Origin of the sequence: uncultured Cyclobacterium sp., assembly GCF_963976465.1 — a bacterium.
In the GTDB taxonomy this organism is placed as follows: Bacteria; Bacteroidota; Bacteroidia; order Cytophagales; family Cyclobacteriaceae; genus Cyclobacterium.
Genome location: NZ_CAXBOC010000024.1, coordinates 1 through 20416, shown reverse-complemented (window position 1 = coordinate 20416; position 20416 = coordinate 1). Strand labels below are relative to the sequence as shown.

Genomic DNA, 20416 nt, shown 5'->3' with positions numbered 1-20416 from the left:
TTGGTAGCACCGAAGCCGGAAAAGCCATCTCTCCTAATGGTTCCTGTAAATAAATACCTGTGGTCATATCCATAAAATAACCTGGCCATTTGATAAAGGCTGGATTCATCCCAGGCACCAGAACTGGTACGCTGTTGGTCTGCACTTCCGGATTGAAGGCTATTGTACCCTAGGGCTGTATTGGCATAGATAAATGAGCTGGCTTGGGTGTATTCAGATTCCCTACTCTCAGAACCATAAAGTAGGGTTAAGAATACATTGTGAACATCTTTAAAGGTTTTGTTATAGGTAAGGATATGATCACTTGACCAGTTATAGTTCAATTGATACCTCTTTTGGCCTCCCCCTTGGAAATTACTGGCATATTCTCTAAAATAATAATCTTGATTTGTGGTATAATTGTTAAGATAATTAACCTTATAACTTAGGCCTTCCAAAAAGGGAAAGTCTATCTGGGCATAAAAGTTACCAAAGAAATTAAGCCTTTTGTCTACAAGATCTGCTTCCAATTGCACCATAGGGTTTATGGTGTTTCCCCCGGTAATTTGAATGTATTCTCCATTTTCGTCCCTCACCGTAGCAAAGGGAGATAGATACCGGTTCCCTAAGCTTGGCGTTGGGCCCATATAGTTGCTCCTTGTAAAGGAAGATTGCAGACCAAAGGTTAGCCAATCCGTTACATTAGTTTCCAGGTTAACCCTTGCGTTGATTCTATTGTAACCTTCATTCACCATATGCCCTTTTTGGTCTGTATGACCGAGTGAAATGTAATAATTGGACCGTTCGGTGGCATTTGCCAAGGACAAGTTATGATTTTGAATATAGGGGTTGTCATTGGTCATCAAGTCATACCAATTGTCCGATCGCCCTTGGTTATAGGCCAATATTTCATCACTCGTTTTAAAATTGGAGGAGGGTTCCCAGTTAGGGTTTGGCTCCAGGTATCCCGAAGCCTCAGTGCGGCTATTGTACAAATCAGATTCCTCAGTTTTCGTCAAATAGTCGTCTGCAGTACCAGTCCTAAACTCTTTAATCGGCTGTTGAAAGGTAAAACTATTGGAGTAATTGATGGTGGGCTTTCCTAAATCCACCCCTTTCTTTGTGGTGAGAATAATCACACCATTGGAAGCTTGGGAACCATAAATGGCGGCTGCACTTGCATCTTTCAACACATCAATCGACTTGATATCATTGGGGTTTAAATCATTGATATTCCCCCTATAAATGACTCCATCAATAACAATCAACGGACTTTGTTCTCCTGAAAGAGAAGTACGTCCACGAATCTGAATATCAGGTTCTCCACCCGCCTGATTCACTTGTCCCACATTTAACCCGGCAACTGAGCCTTGGAGGGATTGCATAATGGATACATTTGGAGATTCCTGAAAAGCTTCAATATCAGCCCTAACCACTGCCCCGGTTAGGTCAGATTTTTTCTGCACCCCATAACCAACAACCACCACCTCTTCTAAGGAAGCCATGTCTTCTTGTAAGACTACATCAATCACTGTTTGATTGGCTATGAGCACCTCAACAGGTTCAAAGCCGATAAATGAAACTTTTAGCACTTGTCCGGCACTGGCTTCAATATTAAATTTCCCGTCTATATCAGTAACGGTCCCGGTATTTGTACCTACCACTATAACTGTGGCTCCGGGTATTGGTTCATTGTTTGGATCAACTACTGTCCCACTAATAGAGGCAGGAAGTTGAATTTTGGAATGGGCACCCTCAATCTCGGAAGTTGAGTTGAGGATTGGAGATACTGTGTGGGCGCTTACTTGCACTTGAAGGCAATGTAAGGTTACAGCAAACACAAACAGCCATACCAACCTATAGGTTGTAGACTTCTTTCTCATAAGTTAATTATTTTGGGTTATTGAATAATTGTAAAATATCTGAATTGATACGTACAGAATAATTGCGGTTATCTAATTTCTTTCAATTTTTTAAGAATTATAAAACTAGGTTAAAGCTATTCGATTACCGGGCACCAATATATAAAATAAACCATATTTTTTTGTTTATTTTATATACTAAAATAAATACTAAACACTTAATCATGATTTAATATTCTGTATAAATCATTTTTCTATTAGCTTTATACTTATCAAACCTAAACTTGTTCCAACCCAAAACCTGATAAAAAAAATAATTGCTAACAGTCTATTGATTTCAATTTTTTATAAAGATTCAATGAATTTACCTGTTCACAATAACTAATGGTTTACTGCTTTCCTTTAAAAAGCGCTTGATCGCTTTTGGATTATTTATTGCAGCTAGCATCCCGAGAGGATTAGGAATTGCTGAGATTAGCCTGTTTTCAAAAAACTAAGTAATTAATTGCCTTAAACTCCGCTCCAAGAGATTAAATTATACCCTTCAAAGGTAAATACTTTCCAAACTCCTATTTTATAGATATCCTTCTACAAGGAAAATATACTGTTCGTTATAAAAAAAAGCAACACCCAAAAGGGTATTGCTTTTTTAGAAATTCTAGTTTTATACGAGTAAGTAATTACTCCAATGCACCTTCATTGGCCTGAAGTGACCATCCCGGATTTTGGTAAATCACAGAATTTGAAGGATCTCCACTTGGGGAAGTAATAATAAAATGTTGGATAGCAATTGGCTCCAAGTAATGAGCGTTGGCCCATTTGTACCCCTCTTTTACAAGGTTGGTACCACCAAGCATAATTCTGTAGGGAAGCAGGTAATCACTTTCATCAGGATTGGAAACATTTGGAGTAGCGGAACCATTTGTTCCGGCAGGAATCAATAGAGTTTGATTGTTCTCTTCATCCACGTACCAACTTTGCATAGGACCCCAAAGTTTGAATCCTTTTACGATATAAGGATCTGTGTTAAGTTGGTCCAAAGCTCTCCAACGTTTTAGGTCGAAGAATCTCATGCCTTCAGCAATCAACTCGTTTCTTCTTTCTCTTCTGATATTGTACAAAATAGGATCTGAGAGCATTTCTCCTGCAGAATAAGCACCCATATCCCCTTCAGCTTCCATGCTAATCACGGTATTGGCAATGGTAAGATTAAAGTCAGGACTAACACCAGCCCTCACCCTAAGTGCTTCCCAATAACTTGCGGCTTTGGCATCAATGCTTCCTTTGGCTAGGTAAGAGGCTTCAATATAATTCAGGTATGCTTCTGCTGCTCTGAATACCATAGAACCTACAGTTCCTGCTTCACCTACTGTTTGAGAAGGCAAATAACTAAAACCTTTCTTAATACCGTATCCCGTTACATATTTGGTTTCTTGGTTACCAATAATTTCAGGCTCGGTAATAAGGACAGGTGATCCATCGGCATTGGTTTGGCCTTTTAATCTTACTTCACCTTCATCCTTCATAAATAACTGAAGCCTGTTGTCCCTATCTTCCTTTACATCGGCAATAAAATCGTCACCTTTGTATCCAGACCCATCAGCATATATAGGTAGTCCATTGGCCATCAAAAAGCTTTCCACCAAACCTTTGGTATATCCGGTATTGCCTCCATTAGAATTGATATAAGCATTGATATTGTGACGAATGCCCAGTGTATGGTCATATTGCCTCCAAAGTAATACTTCATCATACTGACTCATGTCCAGGTCCCCAAACATTTTATGGTAAGGGTTTTCTGAGGAATCATAACCATCGTCTAAGGTATTGGGAGTCAAAGATACCTGATCAGCAACCTGCTCAGCTGCTTCCATGGCTTCTCCAAGGAAATAATCAATTTCCTGGTCTATATCCAGACTGAAATTAGGGTTATCACCCTCTCCAGGCCAACCCGGACCACCGGGTACATGAGCTGTACCTTTATGATAAAGCAACCATGTGGCTTCATGTAAGGCAACCCTTGATTTGAAAGTCAGTGCTGCCAATTGGTTGATTCTGTTTTTTCCCCCGGGAGGGCTTACCAATAGTAGATTGATAGCAGAATCAAGGTCAGAAATGATAAACCTTGCCACTTCATTTCTTGGTTTCCTCATGGAAACTTCAGTCAAAGTTTCCAAATCATCAGGAAGAGTATTTTTAACTATTGGAAAATCCCCCAAGTTTTGAACCTTATTAAAGTATTCATAGGCTCTAAGAAAATAGCCTTCTCCTACATAATGTTCCACATTGGAGGTATTTCCTGAAATCTCACCGGATTTCAATCGAGGTACAACCGTCTCCAGGAAATAATTCATGTCTCTAATTTGTCCAAAACTCCATGAACCACCAGTTTGACCGATTCTATATTCTCCGGGTATCCACCTATTGCTTGCATTGGTAGTGGCCTGATTATCTGTATGGTTGTCATAGCCAAAGGTACCTACATTCCATCCGGAATGCGTAGGAAAGGCATAATTGGCAATGGTGTATGCTGCCAAATCAGCTTCTGAGTGCAGGTAAGCTTCAGGTGTAACTACGGATAAAGGCTCTCTTTCCAGAAACTCATTACAAGACATATTCAACAATGGCAATACCATTGCTAAGGCTATATATAATTTAGATTTTATATGTATTCTCATCACAAATTCTCTTTAGAAGTTAACATTTAGACCCAATGAATAAACAGTTGAGAAAGGATAGGTTTTGCCATCATTCCAGCCGGATAATCCTACTGATTCAGGATCAAATATTTTAGACATTTTAGAGAAGGTCAAAAGATTTTCCCCTGAGACATAAAAGCGAGCGTTGCCTATACCGAGTCTGGAAACAATTGCTGATGGAAGGCTGTAACCAATTTGTAAGTTTTTAAGCCTCATATAGGCTGCACTTTGTAAAAACCTGGTTTGCGTTTGGTTATTTTTTCCGTTATCAAAGACTGGTCTCGGAAAATAGGAGTCAAGATTCACATCTGCTAAGCCAGCTTGTACCATTGGCGAATTCTCATCCCTGTAAAAGTCCATGTGCTCCATAAATCCAGCTGCCTGCCACATATTCTGACCTCCGGTTCCCCAAAAGTAAGGTCCGTTTGGCATCCAGTCTCTTTTAGCTACACCCTGAATAAAAATTCTGAAATCCCAATTTCTATATTGTCCGGAAAGGTCCAGGCTATATCTGAATCGAGGAGTAGAATTTCCTATTATTTTTCTATCACCTGAATCACCAAGTGTATTGCTTCCGCCATTAACCGTTCCATCACCATTTACGTCTTTGTACATGATATCACCAGCCATCCAGTTGGTACCCATTTGGTTTTGGTTGGTTGTTTCCAAGTGCTGATCCATTTCTGCTTGATCTTTTGCAATTCCAACTGTCTCATAGCCCCAAATATTGCCACTCAATTCACCTTCATACCATTGACTAAGGTTGTAGGTATCATTGGGGTATTTTGTGACTTTCATTTGATCGTCAGAAAGCACGCCTCTCACAGAATAATTAAAGTCTCCGATATTGTCTCTCCAGGTAGATTCAAATTCAAATCCCCAAGATTTTAAATCTGCATTATTGATAAGCGGAACACCTGTTCCCAAAATGGCAGGTAACTCCTGGGCAGGGCCCACCATGTCCAGAGTTAATCGGGTGAAATAATCAAAATTCAGGGTCAGGCGGTTATCAAACATCCCCAGATCCAGCCCTATATTGTAGCTTCTCACTCTTTCCCAAGTCATAAACCTACTGATTAAACCAGGAGCAGAAGCAGTATTTGGTCTAATACCATTCACTAACCAACTTCCTGAATTAACTGAGAAAGGCTGCGTGAGGTAAAAAGGATACCAACTTGAAGTGTTCTGGTTACCTAGTTCTCCATAAGAACCCCTGATTTTAAACATTTGAATTTTGTCATCCCAAGTCCAAAAATCTTCTCTGGCCAAATTATAACCTACTGATGCAGAATTAAATAAATTCCATCTTAAATCTTGAATAAACCTGGAAGAGCCATCGTACCTGGAATTGAATTCAAATAGGTATTTTTCTTTGTAGTTATAGTTCAATCTTCCAAAGAAACCAGCGGTTGCCCAGTGATTAAGAGCCCCAGCATTTTGAAAATTGTCAGTAGCCGTATTGATAGAAATTACAGTGGGTGTAATTAAACCCGTTCTACTTGCACTAATGTTTCTGTATTTATTCAATTCAGAATTGAAACCGGCCATTAATTTAAAATTATGGCCTTCACCAACCTCAAAGCTGTAATCAGAATAGATATTTGTGGTAAAGAAATCCTCTTTCTGATTGAATTGACTTACTGCAGTATGTCCTGCAGCATTCCAGAATACAGGTGCAGGATATGTTTCCCCATCTACATCATAAGCAAAAGCTGGTAAAACGTTTGTGTCATTATTGGTGTTAATCAACCTATAGTTTAAACTGGCGATGATATTCCAGTTTTCTTTAGGGGTATAGGTCAATTGACCCTGCATATAATAGAAGTCTTTCAGGTTGTTTACCCTACCTCCAGTTTTCATCTGATTGATTTCAGAAGGATAGGAATAATAGCCATTGGGATCTTTTACCGGCACAGTTGGCCACCTTCTGGCAACATTGTGGTAGAACAAGTTATTCAAATGCATGGCTTTTGTGAAGTTCTCTCTCACAAACCTATTGTTATATAAAAAGGAAAGCTTGTCATTGATTTTAAGGTCAACTTTCGCAGTAATTCCGTACCTGTTGAAATTATCGTCTGCGTGTCTGGTAAGTCCTCCTTGATCCAAATAATTGGCTGAAACATAATATTTGGCATTTTCACTTCCACCATTCACACTCAAATTGTGTTCCTGACTGAAAGTCATGGACTTGTATTGCTCTGCAAACCAATCGGTATTACCGTTGGAAGCAGAATAATATTGCCAACGTTCTCCATTATTATCCGGTATAGTAGAAGTTTCCAGTGTACCGTTTTGGTATTGAACAATGCGATCTATGGTTTCATCGTCAAAAATGGGGCTTCTACCGGCATGGTAGGCCGCTTCATTATAATACAAAGCAAATGTATGTGAATCCATCATTTCAGGTAAACCTCTAGGCTGGCCAAAGCGGAAGTTATTGTTGTAATTCACTTTAGCTTTTCCTTCTTTACCACTTTTAGTTGTTACTAAGATCACCCCAAACGCTGCTCTTGAACCATAAACAGAAGCCGCAGCTGCATCTTTTAGCACGGTAATATTTTCAATATCCTGCGGGTTAAGCGCATTCAAATCTCCATCCATTCCATCGATTAATACCAAAGGAGAAGATGTAGAGCCCTGACCTATAGTACCGGCACCTCTAATATTGAAGTTCAAAGATTGGTTCAATTCACCTCCAAGACCACCTGTTTGTAAGTTTAGTCCCGGAATGACGCCTTGAAGCATTTGTCCAACGTTCTGTACCGGCCTTTCTGCAATTACACCTGCATCTATGGTAGTTACTGCTCCTGTTAGGTTAGCCTTTTTCTGCTCCCCGAAACCAACAACTACCACTTCATTCAATGAAGAAATTTCTTCAACGAGCGTTACATTTATTACGCTTTGAGATCCCACCTTAATCTGCTGAGCTTCGTAACCTATAAAAGAAAAAACCAATTCAGACCCTTCAGGAACACTGATGGAGTATTTTCCATCCAAATCCGTAGCGGTACCTATGGAGGTTCCCGGTATAGATACTGTTACCCCAGGTATTGGGGCACCGGTTTCATCCACAACCGTACCTCTAACAGCTATAGCAACTTTTTCGATTTTATTTTCTGCTAAAACCGGTGACAGTTTATCAACTTTTGGCTGCTTTATTACGTATATATTTTCATTGACTCTTTTAAAGTCAAAAGCCACTATGGTAGATAGCTTTTCAAGCGCCTCTTTCAGGTTTGAGGATACACTTAAGCTAACCTTGGTTTTGTCTGTCAAGACAGATTGGTTGTAAGCAAAAACCAAATCAGTTTGCTTTTCTAACTTGCTCAGTACTTCTACCAACGATTCTCCATTGGCATACAACTGAACCTGATAATCTTCCAGACTTTGACTGGAAGAGGGTTCTGCCACCAAGGTCTGGATTCCCAACAACATGGGTAAGAAGAGTTTTAAAGTTTGTTTTGTAATACGCACAATTATCCTCAGTAAATAATTTTTCATACTTTTATAAGGTTAAATTAATAAATGTAGGTTTTAGCCGGACTCGGATATTACCTTTTGATTTAATCCCGGGACTGTTGCAGCAGTTCCGGATCTTTTTGGTTTAAAATTATTAAGCTTACATAGGCAGTCTCGTTTAATTGATGCAACTTTTATAGTTTATAATAATCTTTCTTTCGTCTACTTTTTCCCAATCAAAATCAACTATGTTTTTTAATCCATAAAGAATTGAGTAAAGGCTTTTATTGGAATAGGTGGAACGGATGGTGCAGGATTCATCTACGTCTCCTTGTATTTCAATTTGAATGTGATACATGGATCCAATAGTGGCTATTACCTCTTCAAAAGGCACAAAGTCAAAAGACATTTTTTCAGCTTTCCAGGCCAGTTCTTCATCAATATCAACCTCTTCCACATCAACTTTTTCTTTGAACCGGTTGACAGTTGCTTTTTGGTTCGGGGCGATTCGATTTAATTTTGCCCCTTCAGTGAGATCATTTGTTACACCAACCTTTCCACTGGCAACTATCACTTCCACCAATTCCTCATTGGTTGCATTAATATTAAAGGAAGTTCCTAATACCCGTGTTAAAACGCCATTGCTAATTACCTCAAATGGTTTTTGCTTGTTTTTCACTACATCAAAAAACCCTTCTCCCTCTAAGATCACCTCTCTTTTGTCTTCGGAGAATTTCAGTGGAAAACGGATACGAGAATTGGTATTTAAAAAAACTGTAGAACCATCCGGTAAGGTAAAGGTTCCTTTCTGAGTTTGACTGGTTACTTTATCTACCCAACCATGGTCATTATTACTTCCAAAGCCGGAAGAATATAAAATATAGGTAAGTGAAAAACCGATCAATAAAACTGCTGCCCATTTAAGAATGGTCAAGGGTTTAAAGGAAACCTGCTTACTCTTTCTCCTTTCATCAATTCTTAGCTTGACATTGTTTTTCAGGACCTGTTCCTCTGCCGGAGAAAGTGACCAATCTATTTCCCGCCTTTGAATTAGATCTAATATCTGTCTTATTTGATCTATTTCTTCTCTACTAGCCTCTCCATTGGCCTGCTTCTTTAGTAAAGTAATAAATATTTCTTTGTTCATTGATTTCATGCTTGTCAAAATATAAGTAACATCAAACGCACTTCACACTTAGAAAATAAAAAATTTATTTAAACAAAAAGGTACTTTTAATAATTTATTAAGTAAACTAACGGCGTATTTTTAAATTATAATTTTAAATAAAATAGAAATTAAAAAAAATATACAAATTACAGATTGAAAATTTGAGAAAAACAAAAAATTATTCCGTTCATATTATTTTTAATAAATTTTAAGGCTTTATTCAAATGGGCTTCAACTGTTCGGATTGATATATTCAATTGGCCGGCAATTTCTTTGTTGGACATTTGTTCTTCTCTACTTAGAATAAAAACTTTCCTACACTTAGCGGGTAATTGATTGATGATAACCTCCAAATTTGACGCCATTTCTTTTTCTTCCAAAAGCAAATCTACACCCAAATTATCCGGCAAATGATTAAAAAACTGTTCAAGATCAGTCGTTGGTTTTAAGTTCCTTATGGCATTCATCGCTTGAAATTTTACCGCCCTAAATAGATAGCTCTCTAGCTTTTCAATTTCATTTGACTGCGCCCTTTCCCATAACTTTACAAATACCTCTTGTACAATATCTTCGCAAACAATCTGGTCCTCAAAAATTTTAAAGGCATAAACATATAGCTTCTTCCAATACTTCTCGTAAATAGCATTGAAAGCTTCCTCTTTCCCTTTATAAAGGAGACGACTAAGATCTTTATCAGTTAAGTTCAATTAGCTTTATAGGACATTTTGACCGCTAAATAAAGCTATTTTTTATTTATCAAAAAAATTAAAATTTCACGAAATAACTAAAATAAAATGATTAAGGTATTTCTATTACCCAGCCCTTCAATAGGAAAGAGATCAGGCTTAACACCTGATTACAAACAAATTAGCTATCAAATAAAAATGAGATCTAAAAAAATCGGTAATGTCAATTTCTTTTAAATTATAAATTTTTTGGAATAAAATTCCGGAAAGTTTTGCCACCTATCCTGCCTAGAAAGGCTCCACTTAATAGTGACCATTCATTGCCACCCAAAGCTCAAATAAATTCTTTTAATTAAGGTTTCTTTAGAGCACTATAACTGGGAACCACGGGTTTAACCCCAAATTCATCGGCATATTGCATGGCCGTAACTATGTCATTGACTAAGGGAAACTCAATTCCCAGGTCAAACAATTGCTTAAAAACCTCAGGGTTATCTGTCCCAAAATAATTGATACCTATACCTTTTTCATGAAGGCTTTTGGTATAACTTTTAAAATCCGGAGTAATCGCACCCTTTAATTGAATAAAATTGGCATTCATAGCAATGGTTCCTTCAACATAGTCTAACCCTCCCGATTGCCTCTCCATATTGCAAATCAAGATTTTGTCTGATACTGACCTGGCCCCTTTTGCCGCATCTGCCATCACTGCCATGACTGCCTGATGCGTTTTGCCCATTTCAAGAATAAGAGCCGCCACCTTTTTACCCAACTCATACCCACCTTTAAGGTGAACATTTAACCAAATATTAGCAGGCATCATCTCTAAAACTTCTCTTAATACAGGCACCTTGGTCCCAGAAAAAGCTTTGTCCTTCGAGCTTCCTGCATCCAAACTTCTAATGTCCCTTGAATCCATCAAGGCTACTTCCCCACTTCCATTGGTAGTCCTGTCCAATGTCCCATCATGCATAATGATAAGGGCAGAATCCTTGCTAAATTGAACATCAAACTCAATCATCTGAGCACCTGAGGCGATGGATTGTTCAAATGCCGGAATGGTGTTTTCAGGATGACTTGTCATGGCTCCTCTGTGCGCACAAAAGCCTTTTATTGGCATTTCAATGTTTTGTCCCAGGCTATTGTGTAGCATCAATGGATTGAGAATTAAAGCCAAAATAATAAGGCCTAAAATACCGCCATCAAACGCTACCTTAAAGGAAATTTTACTTATCATTGGTTTTTGGAAGGACATTTTTTCTTCGAATGGGTTAATCAATTTGCTTTATTGCAATGAAATAACAAGGTAATTCCCTTTTCTCAAAATTTCAAACGATTATTATACTGAAGGAGCCAAATAATTCTATTGTTAACAAGAACTTGATAATTATTTAAAAGGAGGTTTCATGCCTTTTAGAAAAATTTTGATTTTCTGGATTGTAGATTAGCACAAAACCGGAGCTAAATTAGCACCAATAGTCCAATTGATTTTGAAACGTATAGTTGAGCCTATGACAGGTTTTTCCCTAAACCAACTACTACCTATCCAAACCTATTTCCAATCCCCTTAGCTCAGCCAAACCTTTCAAACGACCAATGGCTGAATACCCCGGATTGGTTTCCTTCTTAAGGTCATCCAATATTTGATGGCCATGGTCAGGTCTATAGAAGATAGGCCTCTCTCGGTTTTTATTCAAGGCTATTAGTTGTTGCATAATCGCAGCCATGTCTACATCACCATCTAAGTGTTCCGCTTCATAAAAATCCCCTCTACTGTTCTTTTTAACATTTCTCAAATGAGCAAAATGTACCCTATCACCAATTCTAGAAAGAATATCCGGTAGTGCATTGTGCCCTCCTGCACCAAGTGAACCAGTACAAAAACAAATTCCATTAAAGGATTCGGGAACCTGGCTAATAATGTATAGTAAGTCCTCCTTATCTGAAGCAATTCTAGGCAAACCTAAAATGGGATATGGAGGATCATCAGGATGAATGGTCATGGTGATTTCTTCCGTTTCACAGGTCTGTTGTATGGACTTCAGAAAAAAAACAAGGTTATCCCTCAGTCCTGATTTCCCTATTTTTGCATAGATGCCAATGCTTTTCATCAAGTCTTCCTTAGACATGCTTTTTTCGGTAGGCACTCCCATGAGTACAATATCTGAAAGTTCCTTTTTTCTAACCTCGCTCATTTCGGCCCATCGACTTGTAGCTAATTCTACAACTTCTTCGGAATAAAACGAAAAGGCATTCTTCCGTTGCAGTATGAAATGATCAAAAGCCGCTAAATCCGCCCAATCAAAATACAATGCTTTAGCTCCATTGGCTAATGAATACGAGAGGTCTGTCCTAGTCCAATCCAGCACTGGCATAAAATTATAACAAACAAGGTTTAGGCCTGCTTTAGAGAGGTTTTTTAAGGTTTGAATATAATTTTCTATATAAAATTCGCTCTCTTCATTTCTGGTTTTAATGGCTTCATGTACAGGTACAGACTCTACAATAGACCATTTTAAACCTACCGATTGGATAAGGGCTTTTCTTTCCAAAATATCTTCCAGAGGCCAAACTTCTCCATGGGGTATATAATGCAAGGCAGAAACTACATCTGTAGCTCCTGCCTGCTGTATATCTCTAAGACTTACCGGGTCATTGGGACCAAACCAACGCCAGCTTTGATTTAATGTCATATTTACTATAATGGTTGGATCATATTACATTATTCGTTCCATAAGGGTACCTCTGAGGACGAGATAGCATTGCATTGGCCTCATCGTCGTTTTTAAATTTCTCCTTAACAGGATCCCAATACAGTTTCCTAGGAAGTTTCATGGCTATATGAGAAACCAAACAAGCACTGCATGACCTATGCGCTACTTCTACTGGGGCGATGGGCTGCTCTCTTGAAACGATACAGTCAAGCCAATTTTTATGTTGTTCTTCACTTTCATAAAGATGGATCTCATCAGGCCCTATTTCAGAAGTAAGAATCTTTTGGTCACTCGCTTTAAATGCCTCACTTGCTTTGCCTCCGGGTACCGGATCACTGGCTGTCACACCAACATTTCCTCTTGCAACAAAAATCCAGCCTTCGGTTCCTTCAAATCGAACACCATTGGGATAATCTCCACTCACTTCCATAATAACATCATTGTCATACTTGGCCTTAACATGGAAATCACCATGAACTGACCATAAGCCTTCAGTAGGAAATGAAGCTGTCGCTTCAACTTCAATTGGGCCGGAATACTCTTTACCCATTCCCCAATGGGCAATATCCAAATGATGGGCTCCCCAACCTGTAATCATCCCTGCACCAAACTGCTCGCAACGTAACCAACCGGGCCTGGAAGTAATGTCATTTTGAGAATGAACGCGATCCAGCGTATAAGGCACCCAAGGTGTTGAACCTAACCACATTTCATAATTAAGGTTTTCTGGAATCGGCATCTCAGATGCAATTCCTCCAGCCGGATCTCCGGGCAAACCAATAAAGATTTTTTCAACTTTTCCTATACGACCATTGCGAACCAATTCACATGCTCTTTTAAATTGTGGCCAGGGGTTTTGAGACCTTTGCTGACTCCCCATTTGAAAAACAGCACCTGTCCTATGCACCGTATCACTCAGCATTCTACCCTCTTCAATGGTTAGAGAGGTAGGTTTTTGCAAGTAGATATCTTTTCCTGCAAGAGCTGCTTCCATAGCCGGCTGCGCATGCCAATGATCCGGAGTACTGATGATTACCGCATCCAAATCCTTGCGTTGAATCATTTCCTTGTAATCGTCATAGACACTGACGTCAATATATTTGGCTTTACCGGTCTTTTTTTCGTATACTCCTTCAATCCACTTCTTACCTTGTAAACCACGATTGCTGTCCACATCAGCCACTGCTATTACCCTTGCAATGTCATTCTTAATTGTTTCAGGCAGGTCATGGGTCTTGCCAATCCTTCCAAAACCAATTTGACCGATATTGATCTTATTGCTTGGCGCATTTTTTCCTAATACTGAAGCGGGAACAATGGTTGGAAACCCTGTAGCGGCCAAAGAAGCAGCTATAGCTCCTTTGCCGGTAGATTTTATAAAGTTCCTTCTGGATTCACTGTTATTTTTGAGGTTTTTCATAGAAACATTTTTTTTTCGTTCTATAGACTTATAGCTACTTATGGATAATTATTATTTTATTTAAATTGTACGGGACTGTCCCAAGCTTTAGCATAAGCTTGGGTATAGTCCTTTTTGTTTATGCGACCTGCTACATAGTTCATCCCCTGATAAATATGTTTTAAAAACACAGGGTTTTCATAGTCATCTTTATGATGACCTAAAGCTGTCACCCATGCAACCCCCCCATCAAAGTCTTGATGCCATACGGCTGGGTAATATCTGTGAAAAGAGGCGGTTAATTCTTTAACTTTATCATTTTGATCTCCATTTAAAGAGGTAAGGTCATGAGCCATTACTACTTTTATTCCGGGATAAAGTTCCTTCATCAGGTAACATTCATCTTCCTTTTTCCAAATATTGGGTAATCCATCCATGGAAACATGACTTGGGTCAATTTTGGTGATGGCAAGCTCTTGGAATTTTGGATGCCAAACAAACCTTCCTCCAATAAGCATTTTGAACCACTCCCAATTTCTTTCCGTACCTACTGCTGAATGAATACCCACGATTCCACCTCCCGATTGAATATACCTTCTGAATGCCAACCGCTGACTGTTATCGGTAAAAACTTCATTGTTTGTACTTGGAAAAACCATTAGATCGATGGTCTTTAGGTTTTCTTCGGTAAAGTAACCCGCATCATCGGTCGCCGTTACATTAAATTTATACTTTACCGACAATTTTTCAAGACTAGCGACAGCAAAAGGAACGTTATCATGAACAAAGCCTTCTCCATTCTTGAAAAAAACCAAAACATTTTTATTCTTTAAGTGATTCTTGGGTGGTTTGGCATCAGCTGAAAAATTACTAAACAAGACAAAGACAGCCATAAAAATGGCCAATTGTACTTGTTTTATAAAAGTTGAATTTCTTGAACGACTTAACATTATCAATGGTTGGTTTAGAACTTATATTAATTGGACACTAAAATTTTTCTATGGTGATTGGAGACTGGGCAAAATGTTTCCAAGCTTCTTCTGCTTCCTCTGGCCCAATTTTCTTCGAAGATACTAAAAACCTGTAATTAAGCTGATAAGCCTTGCCGGAATCAAGCACCCAATCTTTATTTTTTGTAGGAGCAAAATTGGCATACATATCCCCTCTATCATATATATCTTCCGGCCAGATCCTAAGCGGTTCCGGATGATTGAAGTTTGCCGGGAAGGACATCATAACTACAGCCCCATAATCCTCTCCTAGCTCTCCTTGCACAATGCACCACCTTGCCAAGCTGCCATCGGCCGATTTTCTATCCAAACCTTCCGAAGTAATCACTTCACTATTGTACCGGTTCCACAATTCAGTTGCCCGCCAACCTAAGCTTCCATACCTATATTCTTGGAGGACGACTGAATCTTCCGGATTCGTATTCAGCACAATACTAATATCGGCCAAATAATAACTGTCATCTTCTTTTTCTGCAAAAATCCTTACTCCCTGTACCTCAGTAAAAGCTACCTCCGGAACTTCCCTGTCTTTCAAAACCACATGTTCATGCAAAACCTTATAATCTGCATAAACCGGACCTGATGTTTTATTTACAAAATTCGCAAATCTAACAGTACCCTGCTTATCATTCAAGTTCCAAAAATCAATCGTGTCATTTTTATACCCCACCCTTGTCCAAGGATTCCAAAGGCCATAATGATGGTAATGATCTGAAGGTTGAATTCTTGTCAATGAAAGCCCTTCAGGTGTTCGCATGGGATGTACAAATCCACTTCGGGCATAAGCAGGAGCTACTCCCTCTGGAGGCATGGCCAAACCTTGGTTATATTGCCATAAATCCAAACCTTCTTTTTTGATAACCAGGGCTTTTTCACTTAAATCCAAAGAAAAAAATTGTTCGCCCACTCTTTTATTCTCGGTCTTGCGGAGCTCATAGGTATAGCTGGTTCTTCCTTCTATTGGTTTCACCATCCAAGTCAACTTCCTCCCATTTAGATTATCTAATTGAAAAGGGATTTCATAGGGTTGGCCCTCGCCTATAATTACCAGTGTCAATAGTGAATCCGGTAGCTCTGTGATGGAATTTAAATCTATGGATATAGGGTAAGCAAATTTGGAAGGCACCACATCGTCCAATGATATCTTTGCAAGGGTTTGTCCTTTTCCTACCAAAGGGAGCAAACATACCATTAATGAACAGAGGAGTTGATTTAATTTCATATTGTAGCGTTATTGGGATATTGCATTATACGTCTCTTACCGTAAACATATCAATATATTTAATTCAATACAACCGATTTCATAAATTATTTTAACACATTTGAAGTAGAAAAACCACTGAAAATGAAATTTTCTAGGTTCAATTTCTATTGACATTGTAAATAATAGGAAGAAAAATGATTAAACTGACAACAACTGGGTAGATATAATTTTATTTTTAGACTTATTTTAAAATTTTACCTTTATTTAAAGGATGAAAATCATTACACAGAAATAGTATGCTTAAATCCCTAACCATTGAAATCGGTTGCATTATTCAATATTTTTAAGTAGTATTATGTCTAATTATCGCCAAGTAACCTAATAAATGGATAAAGAAACAACGATTTACGACATTGCCAAAGTAGTCGGATTGTCCCCTACTACGGTGAGTAGGGCCCTTAGTAACCACCCACGAGTCAAAGAAAATACAAAGGAAAAAATCCTTGCTACGGCAAAAAAAATGGGGTATCAATCCAATATATTCGCTTCCAGTCTTCGTAAAAAAAGGTCAAAAAGCATTGGCGTTATTATTCCGAAATTAAATAGTCCCTTCCAATCCTCGGTTATGGCAGGAATGGAAGAGATCGCAACCCAGGCCGGCTACAACTTGGTAATCAGTCAATCAACTGAGTCTTTGGAAAAGGAAATTTCGAATGCAACAACCATGTTTAATAGCAGAGTTGATGGTCTTTTGGTATCAAAAGCCGGCACTACTGACGATATAGGGCATTTCTCTCCGTTTTTTAAAAAACATATTCCGGTTTTATTTTTTGACAGGGTTCCTGAAAACAACAATTGTACAGGAGTAGTAATCAACAATACCCAAGCCATATACGATGCTACCAGTCATTTAATCAAAGAAGGATGTAAGCGAATTGTCCATGTTTTAGGTAATCTAAAAATAAATGTTTACGCCGATCGCTTAAAAGGATATAAATACGCCCTTTTAGATCACGGTATTGTTCTTGAAGAAAAAAATGTAATCAATAATGACTTAGGAGAAGAATCTGGTGAACGGATTGTTGAACAAATATTAAAACTTGACCCAAAACCGGACGGCCTACTCGTTTCAAATGACACTTGTGCTGCCAGTTGCCTGATGGCTTTGAAAAGAAGAAACATAAAAGTACCCGAGGATATTGCCATTGTAGGTTTCAACAATGACCTAATTTCTAGAATGGTAGAGCCAAACCTTAGCACAATAAATTACCCAAGCTATCATATGGGAGAAGTAGCCATGAAAAACTTAATCAACCACCTGGATGATGAGCATCACGAAATTCTTCAAAAAACCAATACCATTACACTTAGGCATGAATTAATTATCCGTGGCTCGTCAAAAAGGAAATAACTACCTTCCCATTCTTGGAAAAAAAGCATTAATATCTTGACAATCAAAAATTAAGTACGGAATTTCTAGTCCTCACTTAACTTATATTTTAAAGTCTTGCCTTTTTCTATGGCCGGAATTCCTTCCGTCATCCATAATGGAGCCTTTGCCCCTTTTAGGTAGTGGTCAAAGAACTGAGACAAGCGAATGCTCAAATCTTTTTTATTTTTTCTTTCTTTAAGGTTATGATCCTCACCATTGTAAACCAACAACCAGGAAGGAACATTATTTCTTTTTAAAGCCATGAAAAACTCAATCCCTTGGTACCAAGGTACAGCACCATCTCTGTCATTGTGCATGATTAGCGTAGGGGTTTCTACTCGATCAGTAAAAAACAATGGAGAGTTTTCAATAAAATGCGAAGGCTTTTCCCAAAGTGTCCCTCCTATTCTTGACTGGGTTTGTTCGTATTGAAACATCCGACTCATCCCTGAACCCCAGCGAATACCTCCATAGGCAGAGGTCATGTTCACAACAGGGGCTCCTGCTCCTGCTGCTTTAAACATATTGGTCTGGGTAATAACGTATGCCACTTGATAACCACCCCAACTTTGTCCTTGTATTCCAATATTTTCTTTGTCAACAAAACCTTTTGCTATCATTGCCTGGACTCCCGGAACAATACAGTCAAAAGCGCTGGGGCCCGGCAGACCAATTTTGTATTTAATATCCGGTACGAAAACCAAATAGTCATTGCTTACAAAATAGGGGATGTTAATAATGGAAGCTGAAGGTACAGGAGAGTAATAATGGTGCAGTGCATCAGATCTTCTCTCGTAAAAATAAACCATCATGGGATATTTCTTTTGAGGGTCAAAATTTTCAGGCTTAAAAAGCAGGCCTTTCATCGAATCCCCATCATTGGATAAAAAGTCTACCAATTCTACTTCTCCCCATTTAATCTTACTTTGCTGCGGATTAATTTCACTTAATTGTTCCTGCTTTCTAAAATTTGCATTGGTATAGAAAACATTAGGGCTGTCTTTAAAAGTAGCCTTTTGATAAATAAAATGACTATGGTCATCAGAAACTTTCAATCCACTGTAATTGGCTTCTCCAAAAATCAATTCTTTGGGCTGTTTATTTCCTTCCCAATCTCCAAGAAAATAACCACTACTTTTGCTATCCTGGTCAAAACCTCTTAGCACCATTTCTTTATTTAGCTCATAATAATCCTGTTCAGCATCCAAATTCACCAATCGATAGGTGATGTGGTCATTTTCAGACTCACCCTTGGTAAGGTTTTCAGCTTTTTGTGTCTGCAATGGGTTCACTTTCCAAATATGATATTGGCCATAAATGAGAAAATATTGATCAGATGTTGTCCAACCTGCATTTCCATAGCTTCCGGGTAAGGAAGGGCTATCGTGTAGTTGATTGTAAAAATCATCTTCAATTTCCGCTGTGAGGTCAATTTCAATCTTACTTTTTAAATCTATGGCTTTCCAGGAGCTGTCCGGAGCATTGTACCAATACGCATATTTCCCTGCGGGTGAAACCTTTGGCCTACCCATCACATTTTCTTTCAATAATTCCACATCTCCGGTATTCAAATTGATCCTGCTTAGGTCTTCTCCGGATTGGATGTCCCAACTGTAATTCCTTCTGTAAGGGCTGTTGTCACGTTTGATGGCCCAATCCCCTTGTTTAAATCGATTGAAATGCACTTGACTACTATTAGTCCCTCCCAAATCAATGATCTCATCGGTATCGATATGGTAAACGGCGAGATTGCTCTCTTTTTCTTTATTTTTTAGGTTCTTTATTTGCATGGGCTGAATCTCCTTGTCTTGCCAGCCCCAAATATCAATTTCCACCCTTTCTTCCTCCAAAATAGTCGTGTCTTCTGAATAGGGGTAATCTTTGGGCATTGGCTGCCATCCAAAAACCAACAACTTACCGGAACTTGAAAATGCTGGGGAGTAATGTTCACTTATATTATGTGCAGGAACATTCGGCACTTCCTTTAAGACCCTGAGCTCATCCCTGGCATCCAGTAGCATTAATTGATAAGATTTTAACTCCTCTTCAGGAGCTGTTTGGCTAGTCAAAATGGCAAATTGATCTCCTTCTGAAGAAAAGACAGGAAACTTATAAGAAGTTAAATTCTCAATGGGCTTTATCATATGACCGGATTCCAAATGAAGGATGGTTAAGGATTTTGACGCGGCTACAGTATCAAGTACTTTTTTGACCAAATACATGCGCTCCCCATTATCAGAAAAACCATAATCCAATACTTTGGTAAAGTTATAGGTCTTATCTGTGCCAAATTCATGCACCTTTAAATCATATGTCTTGTCGTCTTTTGAATCAGTCTTGTTTGCACTTGAGTCAAGGACTGCCATGGTGGATTGGTGGTAAGCAAACCATCTTTTTTCTTTTTTGGGTAATTTAAAACCTGTGATATCAGAAATTTTTGTTTTTTCTCCACTTTTCAAATTAACGAGCAATAAGCTATCCTTTGGGAAATCTTCTTTCTTTACCTTATTGAGTTTTAATTTGCGAATGCTATCCTTTTCCGGTTGAATCAAACCAATCAACCAATCACTGTCTGAAGAAAAAGCCACATTGCTTAGTCGCGGAAAAGATGCTTTATTCTCTTTAGAACTACCCTCAAACAGTTCCAGCCTTCCGTCACCATCTTGTAAGGAAATCTCCAGCGAGACCCAATTTCCATCATTTGATATTTGCTTACTTTTAATGTTCTCCCAGGCATCATAATCCTGATGGTTTAAAGGGCGTTTATTTTCTTGAGCCTTCACATTGTGGAATAAAAATAGCAA

12 protein-coding genes are annotated in these 20416 nt (G+C 38.5%); 1 reads left to right on the top strand and 11 read right to left on the bottom strand.

The window, feature by feature from the left end; translation table 11 throughout:
- The 10 genes from AAC037_RS02665 to AAC037_RS02620 form a co-directional block, all read right to left on the bottom strand.
- Positions 1-1862, bottom strand: a 1862-nt coding sequence (locus AAC037_RS02665) for a SusC/RagA family TonB-linked outer membrane protein (RefSeq protein WP_339901442.1), incomplete at its 3' end; no start/stop codon positions are given.
- Positions 1863-2521: 659 nt separating this feature from the next.
- On the bottom strand, positions 2522-4519 hold the full coding sequence (locus AAC037_RS02660; RefSeq protein WP_339901440.1) for a RagB/SusD family nutrient uptake outer membrane protein: 1998 nt from the start codon (positions 4517-4519) through the stop codon (positions 2522-2524).
- A gap of 12 nt (positions 4520-4531) precedes the next feature.
- On the bottom strand, positions 4532-8041 hold the full coding sequence (locus tag AAC037_RS02655) for a SusC/RagA family TonB-linked outer membrane protein (RefSeq protein ID WP_339901438.1): 3510 nt from the start codon (positions 8039-8041) through the stop codon (positions 4532-4534).
- A 136-nt stretch (positions 8042-8177) separates the two neighbouring features.
- Positions 8178-9146: a FecR domain-containing protein gene (locus tag AAC037_RS02650; RefSeq protein ID WP_339901437.1), complete on the bottom strand. Its 969-nt coding sequence runs from the start codon at positions 9144-9146 to the stop codon at positions 8178-8180.
- A gap of 167 nt (positions 9147-9313) precedes the next feature.
- Positions 9314-9874, bottom strand: a complete 561-nt coding sequence (locus AAC037_RS02645; RefSeq protein ID WP_339901435.1) for an RNA polymerase sigma-70 factor — start codon at positions 9872-9874, stop codon at positions 9314-9316.
- A 331-nt stretch (positions 9875-10205) separates the two neighbouring features.
- On the bottom strand, positions 10206-11090 hold the full coding sequence (locus AAC037_RS02640; RefSeq protein ID WP_339901434.1) for a glycerophosphodiester phosphodiesterase family protein: 885 nt from the start codon (positions 11088-11090) through the stop codon (positions 10206-10208).
- Positions 11091-11391: 301 nt separating this feature from the next.
- Complete coding sequence (uxuA, locus tag AAC037_RS02635) at positions 11392-12546, bottom strand: mannonate dehydratase (RefSeq protein ID WP_339901432.1); 1155 nt, start codon at positions 12544-12546, stop codon at positions 11392-11394.
- Between the two features lie 19 nt (positions 12547-12565).
- On the bottom strand, positions 12566-13987 hold the full coding sequence (locus tag AAC037_RS02630) for a Gfo/Idh/MocA family oxidoreductase (protein WP_339901430.1): 1422 nt from the start codon (positions 13985-13987) through the stop codon (positions 12566-12568).
- A gap of 56 nt (positions 13988-14043) precedes the next feature.
- On the bottom strand, positions 14044-14916 hold the full coding sequence (locus AAC037_RS02625; RefSeq protein WP_339901428.1) for a ThuA domain-containing protein: 873 nt from the start codon (positions 14914-14916) through the stop codon (positions 14044-14046).
- A 37-nt stretch (positions 14917-14953) separates the two neighbouring features.
- On the bottom strand, positions 14954-16198 hold the full coding sequence (locus AAC037_RS02620) for a PmoA family protein (protein ID WP_339901427.1): 1245 nt from the start codon (positions 16196-16198) through the stop codon (positions 14954-14956).
- 367 nt (positions 16199-16565) lie between these two features.
- Here AAC037_RS02620 and AAC037_RS02615 point away from each other — a divergent pair, with 367 nt between their 5' ends.
- The gene (locus AAC037_RS02615; protein ID WP_339901426.1) at positions 16566-17591 is read left to right on the top strand and encodes a LacI family DNA-binding transcriptional regulator; all 1026 of its coding nucleotides are present in this window, start codon (positions 16566-16568) and stop codon (positions 17589-17591) included.
- Between the two features lie 65 nt (positions 17592-17656).
- Here the strand turns inward: AAC037_RS02615 and AAC037_RS02610 are convergent.
- Positions 17657-20416, bottom strand: a 2760-nt coding sequence (locus tag AAC037_RS02610; RefSeq protein ID WP_339901424.1) for a prolyl oligopeptidase family serine peptidase, incomplete at its 5' end; no start/stop codon positions are given.